This is a genomic window from Coleofasciculus sp. G3-WIS-01, from assembly GCF_040223135.1.
Lineage (GTDB): Bacteria > Cyanobacteriota > Cyanobacteriia > Cyanobacteriales > Coleofasciculaceae > Coleofasciculus.
The window spans coordinates 15,021-31,060 of record NZ_JAVJZI010000072.1 but is presented as its reverse complement, the minus strand read 5'-3'; the positions used below and the strand labels follow the sequence as shown (position 1 = coordinate 31,060).

General features: G+C 45.0%; 11 protein-coding genes. All 11 read left to right on the top strand.

The genetic code is table 11. The features are described from left to right. Positions 1-7 precede the first annotated feature (7 nt). The 11 genes from RIM23_RS07475 (at position 8) to RIM23_RS07425 (ending at position 15,898) form a co-directional block, all read left to right on the top strand. The gene (locus RIM23_RS07475) at positions 8-361 is read left to right on the top strand and encodes a circadian clock KaiB family protein (RefSeq protein WP_446365835.1); all 354 of its coding nucleotides are present in this window, start codon (positions 8-10) and stop codon (positions 359-361) included. Positions 362-467: 106 nt separating this feature from the next. Continuing rightward, positions 468-4,016 carry a PAS domain S-box protein gene (locus RIM23_RS07470; RefSeq protein WP_446365833.1) on the top strand — a complete coding sequence of 1,183 codons (3,549 nt, stop codon included), beginning with the start codon at positions 468-470 and terminating at the stop codon, positions 4,014-4,016. A 137-nt stretch (positions 4,017-4,153) separates the two neighbouring features. Further along, a complete protein-coding gene (locus tag RIM23_RS07465) occupies positions 4,154-5,665 on the top strand; it encodes a diguanylate cyclase (RefSeq protein ID WP_446365831.1) in 1,512 nt (503 codons plus the stop codon). Between the two features lie 29 nt (positions 5,666-5,694). Then, on the top strand, positions 5,695-7,269 hold the full coding sequence (locus tag RIM23_RS07460; protein WP_446365829.1) for an ATP-binding response regulator: 1,575 nt from the start codon (positions 5,695-5,697) through the stop codon (positions 7,267-7,269). 308 nt (positions 7,270-7,577) lie between these two features. Further along, entirely contained in the window at positions 7,578-8,414 is an 837-nt protein-coding gene (locus RIM23_RS07455; RefSeq protein ID WP_446365827.1) for an HAD-IIB family hydrolase, read from the top strand. A 324-nt stretch (positions 8,415-8,738) separates the two neighbouring features. Beyond that, on the top strand, positions 8,739-9,074 hold the full coding sequence (locus RIM23_RS07450) for a DUF760 domain-containing protein (RefSeq protein WP_446365825.1): 336 nt from the start codon (positions 8,739-8,741) through the stop codon (positions 9,072-9,074). 99 nt (positions 9,075-9,173) lie between these two features. Beyond that, positions 9,174-10,592, top strand: a complete 1,419-nt coding sequence (locus RIM23_RS07445; protein ID WP_446365823.1) for an MFS transporter — start codon at positions 9,174-9,176, stop codon at positions 10,590-10,592. Positions 10,593-10,797: 205 nt separating this feature from the next. Next, complete coding sequence (locus tag RIM23_RS07440) at positions 10,798-11,397, top strand: ferritin-like domain-containing protein (RefSeq protein WP_446365821.1); 600 nt, start codon at positions 10,798-10,800, stop codon at positions 11,395-11,397. 60 nt (positions 11,398-11,457) lie between these two features. After that, a complete protein-coding gene (locus RIM23_RS07435; protein WP_446365819.1) occupies positions 11,458-14,115 on the top strand; it encodes a cyclic nucleotide-binding domain-containing protein in 2,658 nt (885 codons plus the stop codon). 80 nt (positions 14,116-14,195) lie between these two features. Beyond that, a complete protein-coding gene (gene cysK, locus RIM23_RS07430; RefSeq protein WP_446365817.1) occupies positions 14,196-15,134 on the top strand; it encodes a cysteine synthase A in 939 nt (312 codons plus the stop codon). A gap of 170 nt (positions 15,135-15,304) precedes the next feature. Then, complete coding sequence (locus tag RIM23_RS07425) at positions 15,305-15,898, top strand: phosphate-starvation-inducible PsiE family protein (protein ID WP_446365815.1); 594 nt, start codon at positions 15,305-15,307, stop codon at positions 15,896-15,898. Positions 15,899-16,040: the final 142 nt, after the last annotated feature.

Below are 16,040 nucleotides of genomic sequence, written 5' to 3'. Positions count from 1 at the left end.
TAAAATCATGGATGAAAAAAACCTAAAAAGTTCCACAGACGCCTTTGAGCAAGCTCTGATTCAAAACAACAGGGTTGAATACTGTCTCCGCTTGTATATTGCTGGGACGACGTTAAAGTCTATCCGCGCCATTGAAACAATCAAGAGTATCTGTGAAGACTATCTTCCCCAACGATACACCTTGGACATTATTGATATTTATCAACAGCCGGAACTGGCTCAGCAAGCGCAAATCTTTGCCACACCCACCCTGATTAAAACACTGCCCCTGCCATTACAACGAATTATTGGTGATATGTCCAAAACCGAAAAAATTATTGTGGGGCTAGATATTGTGCCGAAAAATTATCCTACTATATAAATTACCCAATATTATACCATTTATCTCTAATCGTGTAATGAATAAATTCTCCTATCCCAGAGGCTTAGGATAGGGTGCAACATCATGGAAAATTGGTATTAAGTCGATGAAAGAAAAAACACGGGAGGAATTAGAAAAAGAAATTAAAGACTTACGCGATCGCCTGATTGTTGCGGAAGAAACATTGCAGGCAATTCGCCAGGGTGAGGTGGATGCATTAGTCGTATCCGGACCTGAAGGCGACCAGATTTTTACCTTACAGAGTGCCGATGAACCCTATCGACTCTTTGTGGAACAAATGAAAGAAGGAGCCGCTACCCTGACATCTACAGGAATGCTGCTGTATTGTAATCATCGTTTAGCCAAACTTTTGAAAAGAAACTTAGAAACCGTTATTGGCTCTAACTTTCAACAATACCTACTCCCTCTAGAAATGCCCATATTTGAAGCCCTATTGCAGCAAGATGAAGCGGGATGTAGTCAAGGTAAATTCTGCCTCATCGCCAGTGACAAAACAGAGATACCCGTACATCTATCGGTCACCAAAATAACCCTAGAGGGAGTTGATGTAAATTGCTTAATCGTAACAGACTTAACTGAAAATAAACGACAAAAGAAAATAGTTGAAGCAGAAAAACTGGCTCGTTCCATTCTAGAACAAGTGGCTGATGCTATTGTAGTCTGTGATCAAAGCGGAACTATTATCCGCACCAGTCTTGCTACTCATAAACTTTGTGGAAAAAATCCTATATTTCAACCCTTCGATGTAGTGTTTCCACTTGTTTTCCCCCCATCTAATCAGAGGGAAGATGAGACAGATGATATTTTATCATCGTCTTCTACCTCAAGCCAACCCTTTTCGATGACAACTATTTTGAATGGAGAAACATTTCAGGGGGTTGAAGTCATTTTTGGGCGAGAAGATCGGCAACAATTCCATTTGCTCCTAAGTGGGCGGGCGTTGTTGAACTCCAACAAACAGGTTCAAGGCTGTGTGGTGACGCTGACGGATATTACCTCTCGTAAACAGTCAGAACAAGCGCTGCAAGAGAGTCAGGAACGCTTTCGTCGTGCTGTACTCTATTCACCCATACCGATTATGCTCCATGCTGAAGATGGCGAAGTTGTGCAGATTAACCAGGCTTGGACTAAACTTACAGGTTACACCCATCAAGACATACCCACGATCGCACATTGGACCCAAAAAGCCCACGGCACTCGCCAAGACTTAATTCGGGAAAACATTGATCGACTCTATAGCCTGGATCACTCCATTGCCGAAGGCGAATATATGATTATCACTCGTAATGGCTCAACTCGCATCTGGGATTTCTATTCCGCCCCCTTGGGTAAACTGAGTGATGGGCGGCGCATGGTGATTAGCACCGCCCTAGATGTGACGCTTCGCAAGCAAACCGAACTCGATCTGCAAAAGGCAAAAGCCACCCTAGAAGTTCGGGTAGCTGAACGCACCAAAGCACTGCAACAGCAACTGCAAATCCGCCAGCAAATTGAACAGAAACTCCGGGCTTCCCAAGCTCGATTTGCCGGCATTCTAGAAATCGCCAGTGATGGGATTATTTCCGTCGATGCCAATCAACGGATTATCTTATTTAATCAAGGGGCAGAAAAGATGTTTGGCTATAGGGTGAGTGAAGTGTTGAATCAACCCTTGGATGTACTCCTACCCAACCGCTACGCAATTGCCCATCATCAGCATATTAAAAGCTTCAGTCAGTCTCAGGGGAAAGCGCTGCGTATGGGAGAGCGCCAAGCTATTTTTGGCCGCCGCAAAGACGGCACAGAGTTTCCGGCGGAAGCCTCTGTCTCTAAGCTAATACTAGGTAATCAGGTGGTATTCACCGCCTTTGTGCGCGACATTACGGAGCGCAAACAGTTTGAGGCACAACTCCAGCAAAGTGAAACCCGACTCAAAACCATCATTACCGCTACCTCCGACGGGATCATGATCGTCGATAACCAGGGTCAGGTTTGTTTTGCTAACCCCGCCGCCGCCCAGCTTTTTGATATGACTCTAGACACGTTACTTAAGTATGAGTGGGGAATGCCCTTGGCAGAAACCACAGAAATCCAGTTGGTGCAATTGAGTGGGGAATTGCGGATGGCAGAAATGAAGGCAACTCCGATTCAATGGTTATCAAAACCTGCCTATGTGATTGCCTTACGAGACATTACTCAACGCAAACAGACAGAGTTAACTCTACAACAGGCAAAAGCCGCCGCCGAAGCCGCGAATCTGGCAAAAAGTATGTTTCTGGCGAATATGAGCCATGAATTGCGTACTCCCCTCAACATTATTTTGGGGTTTACCCAGGTGATGAGTCGTGATCCGGTGATTACCCCAGAGGAACAAGAAAATTTGGACATTATTAATAAGAGTGGTAATCATTTACTCAGTTTAATTAATGATGTCTTGGATTTATCGAAAATCGAAGCCGGATGTATTAGCATCGAGGAGAGCCGTTTTGACCTAATTGCCTTGGTGCGATCGCTCCAGGAGATGTTTCAGCAAAGAGCAGTGGCTAAAGGGTTGCAGCTTTACTTGGATATGGCGGCTGAGGTTCCCCAATATATCCAGGCAGATAGTAACAAATTGCGCCAAGTTCTGATAAATCTGCTCAGTAATGGAATTAAATTTACCCAAAAGGGTAGTATTAGGTTACGAGTAGCGCTCAACCCTAAGCCTCAGCAGGCACAAGCTTACCATCTTCGCTTTGAAATTTCCGACACCGGCGTGGGAATTGCGCCAACGGAATTAGGAATTATTTTTAATGCCTTTATCCAAACTCACGCCGGGAAAGTGGCAAATGAAGGGACAGGTTTAGGGTTAGCGATTAGTCGTAAGTTTGTCCAACTCATGGGTGGTGATATTCAGGTGAGTAGCCAACTGAATCAAGGTAGCACGTTTAGCTTTGAGATTCCGATTCACCTGGCTGATGCATCAGATATAGAACCCGTTCAAACTTACCGCCGAGTTATTGGATTAGCTCCCAATCAACCCGGCTACCGGATTCTCGTTGTTGACGACAAACCCGAAAACCGCAAAATTATCCTCAAGCTGTTAACCTTTCCAGGATTAGAGGTGCGTGAGGCGAAAAATGGACAAGAAGCCGTGACATTGTGGCAGGAGTGGCAACCCCATCTGATCTGGATGGATATGCGGATGCCGATTATGGATGGCTACCAGGCGACGCAACAGATTCGTTGCCAAGGAGACGGTAAAACCCCTATTATTATCGCCCTAACGGCTTATGCCTCCAAGCGCGATCGCACCTCGGCACTCCAAGCTGGCTGTAATGATTATGTGAGCAAACCTTTTCAAGTGGAAACCTTGTTTGCCAAGATGGAAAACTATTTGGGAGTGCGCTATATTTATGCAGATTCTGACTCAAAAGATCAACCCGTTAACGTTAATCAGCTAACTCCTGAACGGTTATCGGTGATGCCTCTAGCCTGGATTGAAAGCCTCTCTGAAGCGGCACAGCTTTGTGATGATGAAGAAATCTTGTCGCTGATTGATAAAATTCCGCCAGAGGAAACTATTGTGATCAATACTCTAAGGCATCTTGCCCACAATTTCCAGTTTCCTCTGATTATTCAGCTCGCTCAAGCTGTCATTAATTCAGATAATTAGTTCCGTTATTCTTGAGGAGGGCGGGTTTTGTTGTTCCGTTATCGGTGAATATCTGAATTTAGTCCCTAAACCCGCCCCTACAGTTCCTAAACCTGGCTATACAATAGACTTATTACTTATGACGGAGGAGGGCAGCGATGTTAGAGGTTAAAGCGAATATCTTAATTGTAGATGACCATCCCGATAATCTCCGCTCTCTGGCTGCCATCCTCAGCCGCGCTGGGTATAAAGTGAGAAAAGCGATTAGTGGCAAGATGGCATTAGAAACCATTCGTTCCCACCCGCCTGACTTAATTCTCCTTGACATCAAAATGCCGCAGATGGATGGCTATACCGTTTGCTCAACTCTAAAAGCCAACGCCGCAACTCAAAGGATTCCAATTATCTTTTTGAGTGCCTTAGATGATATAGCGGATAAACTAAAAGCTTTTACTGTTGGTGGGGCGGATTACATTGTCAAACCCTTCCAGGCGCAAGAAGTATTAATCCGCGTTAACAATAACTTAATAATCGCCCATCAACGCCAAGAACTCCTCGCTCAAAAAAAGAAACTTCAGGAACAAAATGCTCAATTACAGCTTTTACTCACCCTTACCCACAGGATTAGTCAAACCGATGATTTTCATTCTGCCCTAACCATCACGTTAACGAAAATTTGCCAGACGATTGGTTGGGATTTTGCCGAAGCTTGGATTCCCAATGCCAAAGGAACTCTCCTAGAATGTAGTCGGGGATGGTACAGTCGCGCTCCCACCTTTGACTTATTCAGATATCATCGAACAACCACCACGTTTGCCCCGAATATAGGATTACCGGGGCGGATTTGGTTGTCGAAAAAGCCGGAATGGAGTACAGAGATTTCTGCCGAATCGGCTGGCTATTATCTTTGTGTTGAGAAGGCGTTAAATCTGGATATGAACACGAGTGTAGGTGTTCCGATTTTATTTCGCGATCGCGTGTTAGCTATTTTAGTCTTTTTCAAACAAGCTAGGAGTGAACCCGAACCCGGATTAATCGAATTAATTCAGCTTATCGCGGCTCAGTTAGGCACATTAATGCAGCGGCTCAAAGTCGAAACTGCCTTATTTGAGGCAAATCAGAAACTCAAACAGTTAGTGACTATCGATGGCTTAACCGGAATCGCCAATCGCCGCAAATTTGACCAATACATTCATCGAGAATGGAAACGACTTTTTCGAGAGCAACTCCCCCTTTCCTTAATTTTAGGGGATATCGATTTTTTTAAACTCTATAACGATACCTATGGACATCAAGCCGGAGATGATTGTCTGCGAAAAGTAGCCACAAAAATCCGCCTAATAGTCAAACGTCCCGCCGATTTAGTCGCCCGATACGGCGGTGAAGAATTTGCGGTCATTTTACCCAATACAGATGCCCAAGGGGCGATTCATGTTGCCGAAACTATCCGCCAAAGCGTGGAAAATCTCAAGATTATTCATGCTAGTTCAGATATCAGTCACTATGTCACTTTAAGTTTAGGCGTGTCCAGTCTAATTCCTAACCCTTTAGTTAACCTAGAAACCTTGATTAATCAAACCGATAAAGCGCTGTATCGAGCTAAAGCAGGAGGAAGAAATCAAACAGTCGCTGAATACTCCATTCCTGCCAATTTATCATGCCAATTTTAAAATGAGTTCAACGCAATAAGAGAGAATTTATGTCAGACAAACTAACGAGTATTCTAATTGTAGATGATAATATAGATAACCTGCGCTCCTTGGCTGCCATTCTCAGGTTAGAGGGTTACAAAGTCAGAAAAGCAATTAATGGACAGGTTGCACTAGAAACCGTTCGTTCTCACCCGCCCGACTTAATTCTCCTCGACATCAAAATGCCGCAAATGGATGGCTATACCGTCTGCTCTACCTTAAAACAAGACGCAGCAACTTGTTCAATTCCTGTCATTTTTTTAAGTGCTTTAAATGAAACGGCTGATAAACTAAAAGCCTTTGCCGTTGGCGGTGTTGACTACATTACTAAACCCTTTCAAGCCCCAGAAGTCGTGGCGCGAGTTGAGAATCAATTGCGTCTTCAGAGACTTTCTCAACAACTCGTTGAGCAAAATACACAGCTACTGAAAGAAATTCAGATGCGCCAGCAAACCGAAGTCGCATTGCACCAAGCCGTTGAGAAAGCTGAAGCCGCCAATCGAGCCAAAACGGTGTTTCTTGCTAACATGAGTCATGAACTCCGTTCCCCCCTCACAGGGATTTTGGGTTACGCTCAACTACTGCAAAAAGCTACAGACTGCACTCCTTTGCAACAGAAGGGGCTTGGCGTTATTTATCAGTGCGGTAGTCACCTACTCACGCTGATTAATGATATTTTAGATCTATCTAAAATTGAAGCTAAAAAACTCGAATTATTTCCCGATTATATTGATTTTTGTTTATTTTTAACGAATCTCGCTGAACTATTCCAGTTTAAAGCCCAAGAAAAAAAACTTAAATTCACCTATCTTCCCTTCAACTCACTGCCTCCAGAAATATATATTGATGAAAAGCGACTGCGACAAGTTTTAATTAATCTGCTTTCTAATGCCATCAACTTTACTCATCAAGGTACTGTCACTTTAAAAGTGAGTGTCATGAGTTACAGTTGTGAACTGAATCAGCAGAAAAATGCCTTACCCCAGAAAACAGATAAAGCCAAAATAACTTGTGCAAAAATTCGGTTTGAAATCGAGGATACAGGCATAGGAATTATCCCAGAACAATGGGAAAAAATATTCTTACCCTTTGAGCAAGTGATGGAGAGTTCACATAGTACAGAAGGAACCGGATTGGGACTAACCATTAGCCAAAAAATAATCGCCTTAATGGGAAGCGAAATTTTTCTGGAAAGTACTCCTAATGTGGGCAGTAAATTTTGGTTTGACTTAGACGTACCCACGAACTTATCCTGGTCATATTTTACCGAAATTGATGCCAACCATAACCAAACTATATCTGAGGAAGTTGGTGATAATTCAAATCAAATTATAACAAGTTTTTTTACAGAATCCGACATAATATTACCACCTCTAGAAGAACTGCTTCCGCTGTATGAAGCTGCTCAAATTGGTGACGTTGAAGGTGTACAGCAGGTAATTGAGAGACTCCAACACTTAAATTCTGACTATTTTGCCTTTGTCACGCAGGTGCTGAAACTGGCGGATAATTTTGACTATGAAGAAATTATACAACTAATTGATAATTATTATGTGGATCATAAGAGTCTCTTGAGACTGTAGAAATGTATCATCCTACCTGTGTAGATTAGAAGTAAATTAGTAGTTGGATCTTGGGATAATTTAACCCCTATTCGGTAATCTAAGTTTTATATCGGGATTTTTGAGTACGAGAAAGTGAACAATACGTGGGTTATTGTATTCAAGACGGGGAGATCCCCCCAAACCCCCCTTAAAAAGGGGGGCTTATACCAAATCCGGGTTAGCCACCCCCTTTATAAGCTAGTCCGCGCAGGCGGACGAAAGGCAAGTGTAGCTGCGACTTCTAGTCGCCAGGGAAAAAAAGGGGTTCTATACTATAAAATTATAGGATGAAAAACTCAAAATTTTTAATCATTTTCACCGACTTAGATGGCACACTTCTAGATTCTGACACTTATAGTTATCAGAAAGCTATTTCAGTTCTCAATACCCTAAAGGAAAATCAAGTTCCGGTGATTCCGGTTACCAGTAAGACACGCCCAGAAGTCGAAACGCTGCGCCAATCACTACAACTCCATGATCCGTTTATTGTGGAAAATGGTAGTGGTATCTTTATTCCCTTCGATTATAACCACTTAACCTTACCCAAAAGGAACCAATGGGCGGGTTATCATCTGCATCATTTAGGTTGTATTTATAGTGAAGCCAGACTTGGATTAGAGAAAATAGCCACCATTCTCAATGAACCATTACGGGGATTTGGGGATATGAGTGAAGCCGAGATTTGTCACTTGACAGGATTGTCCTTGGCAGAAGCAAAAAAGGCAAAGGCGCGGGAGTTTACCGAACCATTTCTGACGCCTAAGAAGGTAACACCAGAACGCCTTAACCAAATTGTACAAAACTTAGGATACCGGATTGTGGTTGGCGATCGCTTCTGTCATTTGATCGGCGCTGGAGCCGGCAAGGGAAAAGCGGTACAGTGGTTAGTAGACTCCTGCCAATCTGCTCAACCCGATGCCAAAATTACCACTCTGGGTTTAGGAAATAGTCCCAATGACTTGGAGATGCTCAAAGCAGTGGATATTCCTGTAATTGTTCCTGGAAACAAAGGTATTCATCCCGGATTATCCGGTAAAGGATGGCAAGTCGCACCCGCACCCGGTGCTCAGGGTTGGGCGGAAGCCGTGAGCAGTTATCAGTTATCAGTTATCAGTTATCAGTGAGCCGTGAGCAGTTATCAGTTATCAGTTATCAGGAGCAGGGGAAGATGAGGGAGATGGGGGAGAGTGTGTAGGGGCGGGTTTCACCACTATCTTTTTGGTTATACCCAGATGTAACTAAACCCGCCCCGACTAAATGACAAATGACGATCTTCACCGTTAGCTTTTATTGTATCCACCTATTTAATGTGAGTTTATGGTTCAACACGTCGTAAAATCCGCCATCGGTGTTCGGTTGCACTCACTAGGCGATGGCGATGAGATTGATTAAAGTTAAGAGATAAGAGATAGAAACACAAACGACTCTACCCATTTTCGATTATTACCATGAACAATCTGTCAAATCGAGTTCCAGAATTCTTTGGTAGTGAAGGCGAAGGCGGTAACTTCCTCTGGCAATATGTCCAGTCTCTGCATCCAGAAACAATTGCACAACTCTCTAAACCCGATCCTGAAGTGCTTCAGGTGATGGAACGCAACCTAATCGGAATGTTAGGCGCCCTACCTCACGAGCACTTTAATGTCACCGTTACTACCAACCGTGAAAATCTGAGTCGGTTATTAGTTTCTGCAATGATGAACGGTTACTTTCTCCGCAATGCTCAACAGCGCATGGAATTTGAAAAGTCACTACATGAAGTAGCACAAGTGCATGATAATTAATTGATAACCTGTGGAGGAAGGAAAAAGGACAAAGGACAAACTTGTCATCTGCCATCAGAAGTGAGATGATCACTCATGCATGAGTTGTAAACATCCCTGATGGCTAATCCTGTCCCCCAGAAAAGTCTCCCTGATCAATTGAATTTGTCCACCAAACTCGCTTATGGAGCCGGAGAACTGGGAGGGGAGATTCCGGGTAACATCTTAGTCTTTTTCTTGCTGTTTTTCCTAACCAATGTCGCGGGATTAAATCCCACCTTAGCGGGGAGTGTTTTGCTGATTGGCAAGGTTTGGGATGCGATTAACGATCCGATGATTGGGTATTTAAGCGATCGCACTCGTTCCCCTTTGGGAAGGCGTTACCCGTGGATGCTGATCGGGGCGATTCCCTTGGGGATTGGTTTTAGCTTGCAGTGGTTTGTACCCCCAACCTCGAATCAGTGGCTACTATTTGCCTATTACGGCGGAGTGGGAATTCTATTTTATGCCGCGTTTACCTCGGTTGTCCTCACCCATAATGCCTTAGCGGCTGAATTGACTCAAGGCTATGATGAGCGCATTGGTTTAATTAGCTTCAAAGCCGCGTTTAGTATCGGTGCGAGTATTTTTTCCCTGGGTTTAGCCCAGATTATTTTTGCCCGAGTTGATGATCCGGCTCTTGAATATCGGATTCTGGGAACAATTTGTGCTGCTGTCGCCACCTTAGCGGTTTTCCTCTGTGTTTGGGGAACCTATAAGCGTTATAAGCAAATCGAAGCCCAACGGGAACCCCTGACTCAAGTATCTTTTTTACCCATCACCCAACAGTTTCGGATTGCTTTTAGTAACTTCCCTTTTATTTGTGTAATTGGGATTTACTTGTGTTCTTGGTTAAGTCTGCAAACAACGGCGGCGATTCTCCCCTATTTTGTGATTCATTGGATGGGATTACCCGATCATCACTTTACCCAAACCGCACTAACCGTTCAAGGGACAGCCTTGAGCATGACGTTTGTCTGGAGTGCGATCGCAAAGCGTGTGGGTAAACGTGCTATCTATGGGATGGGTATCCCTGTAACCGTATGCGCGTTGCTGGGACTGTGTTTCTTACAACCCAATCAAGTGGGATTAATGTACACTCTAGCCATATTGGTTGGATTGGGTTTGTCTACGGCTTATATTGTACCCTGGTCAATGCTTCCCGATGTCGTTGATTTGGACGAACTCAACACCGGACAACGACGGGAGGGTATTTTCTATGGGTTAGTTGTACAATTACACAAAATTGCCGTCGCGATCGCACTATTCCTCGTGGGTAAAGCCCTAGACATGTCGGGGTTCATTTCCACCACATCCGAACAATTACCCGTGACTCAACCAGAATCGGCGTTGTGGACGATTCGTCTGCTGATTGGTCCGATTCCCGCTATTGTCCTCATCGGAGGTTTAGTTTGGGCGTACTTCTATCCGATTAGTCGTTCCCTCCATGGCGAAATCCTGCTGAAACTCATCGAACGCCGGAATCCGGAAGCAATGTAGAGACTTAGCACGCTACGTCTGGAAGCAATGTAGAGACGTAGCACGCTACGTCTGGAAGATGGGGAAGCTGAAGAAGACTACGTCTGAAATGCTAAGATTGTTAAATAACTGTATAGTGATATAAAATAATTAGAATAAAATTTACACTGATGCCTCGTCGATTCCCGAATCAGGCAACGATAGAAATATAGATAGGGAAAAATCAATGAACAACCTTAACCCTAACCAACGGCAGCACAGGCATCATCGGCGTCGCCAGAGAACCTGGGATACAGAGAACCATCGGCGACGGCGACACAGAGAGTGTGGATTTCCCTTACTTTTGACGGGATCTCGAAAACCTCTCGCCAAACATCTCTCCTGCAAGGAGAGAGGCTTTTCACAACCCAGTAATGTTGTGTATCAACTCAACCACGAAACCCAAGCCGCGTTGATTGAAGCCATCGAAGATGAATATAAAGCCCGCGCCTTCTATGAAGCGGTGATGAATAAGTTTGGTGCTGTGCGACCTTTTAGTAATATTGTTAACGCCGAAGCCAGACATGCTCAACGGTTAGCAGCCCTTTTGATTAAATATAGAGTGCCAGTACCAGCAGATACGTTTACCGGAACGATTGATGCGCCCGATAGCCTGAAAGCCGCCTGCAAAATCAGCATAGACGGCGAAATCGAGAATCTAAAAATGTACGATCGCTTCTTATCCTTTGTCCAGGAACCCGATATCGCTGCGGCTTTCTCCCAATTGCGTGACGCTTCCGCTAATCACCATTTGCCTGCTTTTGAGCGCTGTTACAGTCGATTGTAAGTAGTTATTAGTCATTTATCGATAAGTTAAAACGAATATGAGGTTTTCAGGGGCAATTTTATGACAGCCAGCCCGATTGAACAACTCCCTCTCAAACCTACCCCTGATGTCGGCACAAATCTAGATGATCAGGAAATCCAGGAATGCTGTAACTGGTTGAGTTTTCACCGAGTTTGGGGAGAACTTAGCGACTCAACCATTCAAGCCATGGCGCAAGCATTCCAACCCCTGAAAGTGGAACATGGAAGCGAAATCTATCGCCAAGGGTTAAAGCCAGTGGGTTTGTATCTGCTGAAATGGGGAACCGTGGAGATTTATCGCCATTCTCTGGTGGGGAGAACCCATATTACCTATCGCAATGCGGGGGAAACCTTTGGCTATGTGCCATTAGTGGAAAACCAAGACACAGCCACCTATCGCGCCAGCGCCGTCACCCTGACGAAGAGTGAAATTTGGTTCCTCGGACAAACCGAGTTTCGTACCCTCTGTCGCACCTATCCAGACTTTCAAGGGGCAATTAATACCCTATTGGCGCAAGACTTAGCCAACTTTGCCATGCGAATGGCAAAAGAACAGGCGAGAATTCAGGGGCTACAGCCCTATATTCAGCCCGTACCCAGGGGAGAAGCGATTATCGGTACAAGTAAAGCCACCAAAAAACTGCGATCGCAGATTCAGCAAGCCCAGGATGACCTAAAACCCGTCATGTTTCAAGCCCCAGCCGGGAGTGGTAAAACCTTCCTCGCTGGGTTAATTCATGCAGGATCACCCCGACAAAACCGTCAGTTTGCCGAAATTGACTGCGCTGAGTTACCCAAAACTGAAGCGGGTGTCGTAAATACCGATGCCCTATTTGGCAAACAGGGAGAACAACTGGGGGTGATCGAACTCCTCGAACGAGGTAGCTTACTGATTGATAATGTCCATCTCTTAAGTTCCCCAGAGCGCGATCGCCTAACTCACTATATCAAAACAGGCAGCTTTACCCCCAATCCCAACCCCGAACATGGGGAATCCTCACCACCACCCCTTGTCCAATCTTGGGTGCGCCTGATCCTCGCCAGTCCCCAGAAAATCGCCCTACCCGGCGTAGATGTTCATGGCATCAAACTCTTTAGCCTCCCCCAACGTAAAGGAGACATTCCCGAATTTGCTCGCTATTTCCTCCAGAAATTCTGTCGCCAACGGGACGTTATTCTACAACTAGATCAAGCCAATTTGCGCCGTTTAATCAGTTATGACTATCCCGGAAATATTGCCGAACTCGAAGGAATTCTGCAACGTGCTGTCTTCATGACACCCGCCGGACAATCGGTGATTCCGGAACAAGTTCTCTGGTCTGTAGAATCCAAGAAAAATGCCTTCCGTGTCGATTTACTCAACCAACTACCTTGGTTACGCAAATTTCTCCTAAGTGACTGGTGGCCCCAACGGTTCTGGTTTATCATCATGGCGATTTTTGTCCCGGTGACAGTTATGGGATATATCGGTCCCCAAAGCCGAGATGCCAGCATCACCTTGAATTTTTTCTGGGCGTGGTGGTGGCCCCTCTACCTCTTTTTATTTGCCTTCGTGGGTCGCCTCTGGTGTGCAATATGTCCGTTTATGATTACGGGTGAATGGATTAGAAAAGTCTCGTTGTGGATTTTTCCGCGCCAACTCTTACCGTGGCCCACGAAATGGTTAAATAAGTGGGGGGCTTGGGTTTTATTTGCCGGATTTGTGGCGATTTATTTGTGGGAGAAACTCTGGGATTTACCCCATACGCCTTACCTATCCTCTTGGTTATTAGTCGCAATTGCTGCTGGGGCGGTGATTTGTAGTGTCATTTATGAACGCCGTCTCTGGTGTCGCTATCTCTGTCCCATTGGCGGGATGAATGGGATGTTTGCCAAACTTTCTATGATCGAAGTGCGTTCAGTGCAGCAAGTTTGTGGGAGTCAATGCAGTACGTTTAGCTGTTACAAAGGCAGTGAGGCAACACCGATTAATTTTAGTAATCCCTTACCGAATGAAGGACAAGCAACAGGGGGTTGTCCTCTCTATTCCCATCCTGCCCAGTTACAGGATAATCGAGATTGTGTGCTGTGTATGACCTGTCTTAAGGCTTGTCCGAACCGTTCGGTGCAGTTTAATTTGCGATTTCCGGCGGCGGATTTATTGGAGAATCATCAAGGGTTTTGGGCAGAAGTGGCATTGATGTTGCTATTATTTGGCGGTGTCTTTATGCACTATTCGCACCGGATTCTCGGTTGGTTTGGTTTGGGGAATATTCCGTTAGATTCTGAGCATTTGTTGACGGCATTACCTGTGGTGACGTTATTGCTGCTGATTCCCTTTGTCGCGACCTATTTGACCCATCAAGTGGCGCGTCTATTTGACCGAGATATGCCGGATTACCGGACTGTCATTTATGCCTATCTACCCATGGTGTTAGCGGCGAATTTAGCCTATTATGTGCCAGGGGGAATTACGGAAGCGGGTCAAATTTTACCCGTCATTGCTCGTACTTTTGACTATTCTGGCGCGAATTTACCGACGTTAACCTGGAGTATGGATGTGGCGAGTTTTTTACAGGGGGTAACGTTGCTTTCAATTTTAGTGTTCAGTATCTATCCGTTGCTAAAAATTACCCAACGTCCGTTCTGGAACAATTTGCCTCATTTGGTGCTGATGGCTGGTTTTACAGTGGTTTTCGTTCAATTAATGATGGGGTGAACTTCAGTGTTTTGTTAAGTGAAGACAGCACAACGACGAATCAACATAGTTAAGTGAAATTGTACTCCCATCTGCCATCTATGAAAATTTACTCGAATATTACAGACGTTATCGGTGGCACATCCCTCGTGCAACTTCAACGCCTTCCCCAACGTCACGGCTGCGTCGCCACAATTGTCTTAAAACTGGAGGGGATGAATCCGGCAAAATCGATTAAAGACAGAATTGCGATTAGTATGATTGCAGAAGCGGAGGAGGCGGGATTGATTCAGCCAGGAGTCTCGACGATTATTGAGGCGACATCAGGGAATACGGGTATTGGTTTAGCCATGGTTTGTGCGGCTAAAGGTTATCGTTTGATTTTAACTATGCCAGAAAACATGAGCCGTGAGCGTCAGCAATTGGTGAAAGCTTATGGTGCGGAGGTTGTGCTAACACCTGCTAAAGCGGATATGGCTGGCGCGATCGCACGGGCGAATGAGTTACTGGCAACTCTCCCGAATGCCTTTTCCCCGCAACAATTTAGTAATCCCGCTAACCCCAAAATCCATTATCAAACCACGGGTCCAGAGATTTGGCAAGCTACGGCTGGACAAATTGACATTCTTGTGGTGGGCGTTGGCACGGGGGGTACGCTCACGGGGGCGGGGCGCTATCTTAAACAACAAAAACCACAACTGCAAATTGTGGCGATTGAGCCAACCCAGAGTGCGGTTTTAAGTGGCAAACCTGCGGGAATTCATAATTTACAAGGAATTGGTGCTGGGTTTGTTCCTGACGTGTTGCGGGTAAATTTGATTGACGAAATTATTCAGGTAAGTGAGGCGCAAGCCTATGACATTGGGCGTCAGTTAGCGCGGGATGAAGGAATTATGAGTGGCATTTCTTCAGGGGCGGCGGTGTATGCAGCGTTACAGATAGGTTGTCGTCCCGAAAATCGCGATCGCCTGATTGTGGTGATTCAACCGAGTGGTGGAGAACGGTATCTGAGTACACCAATGTTTGCCCATTCATCTTAAAAACTGGCTCTCCCGTACTTATAGTGATAATAAAAACTTATCAGTAAAGTTAAGGTTCCCCTGCATCAGTGTCTGTTGATATACTGCATTAGTATTTCAAATAAAAAACTGTTGCATTGATAAGCGAGAAAAATGTAATCTGGGAGCTAGTGATACAGAAGGAACCTCCCATGCACGAGCCTCTACCATCCTCGCCGCCAAACTGGTACGAAAAGGTTAAGCGGAATCACATCGTCCGGGCGCTGGAAACAATCCAAGACTTATTTATCATTTCCCTCTGTGTTGGCTTATTTGCTTTTATGGCGATTCAGCTACGAGAGATGTTTGTGGAGTTACTACCGCCCTTAGATTTCCCTGGCGTAACGTCAGATATTCTGTTCTTGCTGATTTTGGTTGAATTATTTCGACTGCTGATTATTTACTTGCAAGAACAGCGTGTATCGATTGGAGTCGCGGTAGAAGTTTCGATTGTCTCTGTGCTGCGAGAGGTGATTGTGCGAGGAGTCTTGGAAACCTCCTGGATTCAAATTTTAGCTGCCTGTGCGTTCTTAATTGTGATGGCAGGACTATTAATTGTGCGGATGTATTTGCCGCCAACTTTCGATGGAATTGACCCAGAAAAACAGTTGTCCCTGCGATATAAAAAGCAGACCATGCGTCAGGTTCCGGACTCTAATAACAATCCGTTAAACCCTTATCCCAATACTGTTGCTGTGGCAGATAAAATGGGTCATTTAGAGCCGATAACTAATGCAACAGACTAGGTAACGAACGCAACAGATAAACAATTAAGGCTGTAGTTACCACACAACGTTCACGCTAACCCTAACGTTGGTTTACTCTACCCTTCGGGAACGCCAAAGGCGAGTACGAGAAGGCTCCGCCTACGTACCAATGGTTTAACCT

Coding starts and splice junctions, on each gene's coding strand:
- RIM23_RS07475 (WP_446365835.1), top strand. CDS start 8: ATGGATGAAAAAAACCTAAAAAGTTCCACAGACGCCTTTGAGCAAGCT.
- RIM23_RS07470 (WP_446365833.1), top strand. CDS start 468: ATGAAAGAAAAAACACGGGAGGAATTAGAAAAAGAAATTAAAGACTTA.
- RIM23_RS07465 (WP_446365831.1), top strand. CDS start 4,154: ATGTTAGAGGTTAAAGCGAATATCTTAATTGTAGATGACCATCCCGAT.
- RIM23_RS07460 (WP_446365829.1), top strand. CDS start 5,695: ATGTCAGACAAACTAACGAGTATTCTAATTGTAGATGATAATATAGAT.
- RIM23_RS07455 (WP_446365827.1), top strand. CDS start 7,578: ATGAAAAACTCAAAATTTTTAATCATTTTCACCGACTTAGATGGCACA.
- RIM23_RS07450 (WP_446365825.1), top strand. CDS start 8,739: ATGAACAATCTGTCAAATCGAGTTCCAGAATTCTTTGGTAGTGAAGGC.
- RIM23_RS07445 (WP_446365823.1), top strand. CDS start 9,174: ATGGCTAATCCTGTCCCCCAGAAAAGTCTCCCTGATCAATTGAATTTG.
- RIM23_RS07440 (WP_446365821.1), top strand. CDS start 10,798: ATGAACAACCTTAACCCTAACCAACGGCAGCACAGGCATCATCGGCGT.
- RIM23_RS07435 (WP_446365819.1), top strand. CDS start 11,458: ATGACAGCCAGCCCGATTGAACAACTCCCTCTCAAACCTACCCCTGAT.
- cysK (WP_446365817.1), top strand. CDS start 14,196: ATGAAAATTTACTCGAATATTACAGACGTTATCGGTGGCACATCCCTC.
- RIM23_RS07425 (WP_446365815.1), top strand. CDS start 15,305: ATGCACGAGCCTCTACCATCCTCGCCGCCAAACTGGTACGAAAAGGTT.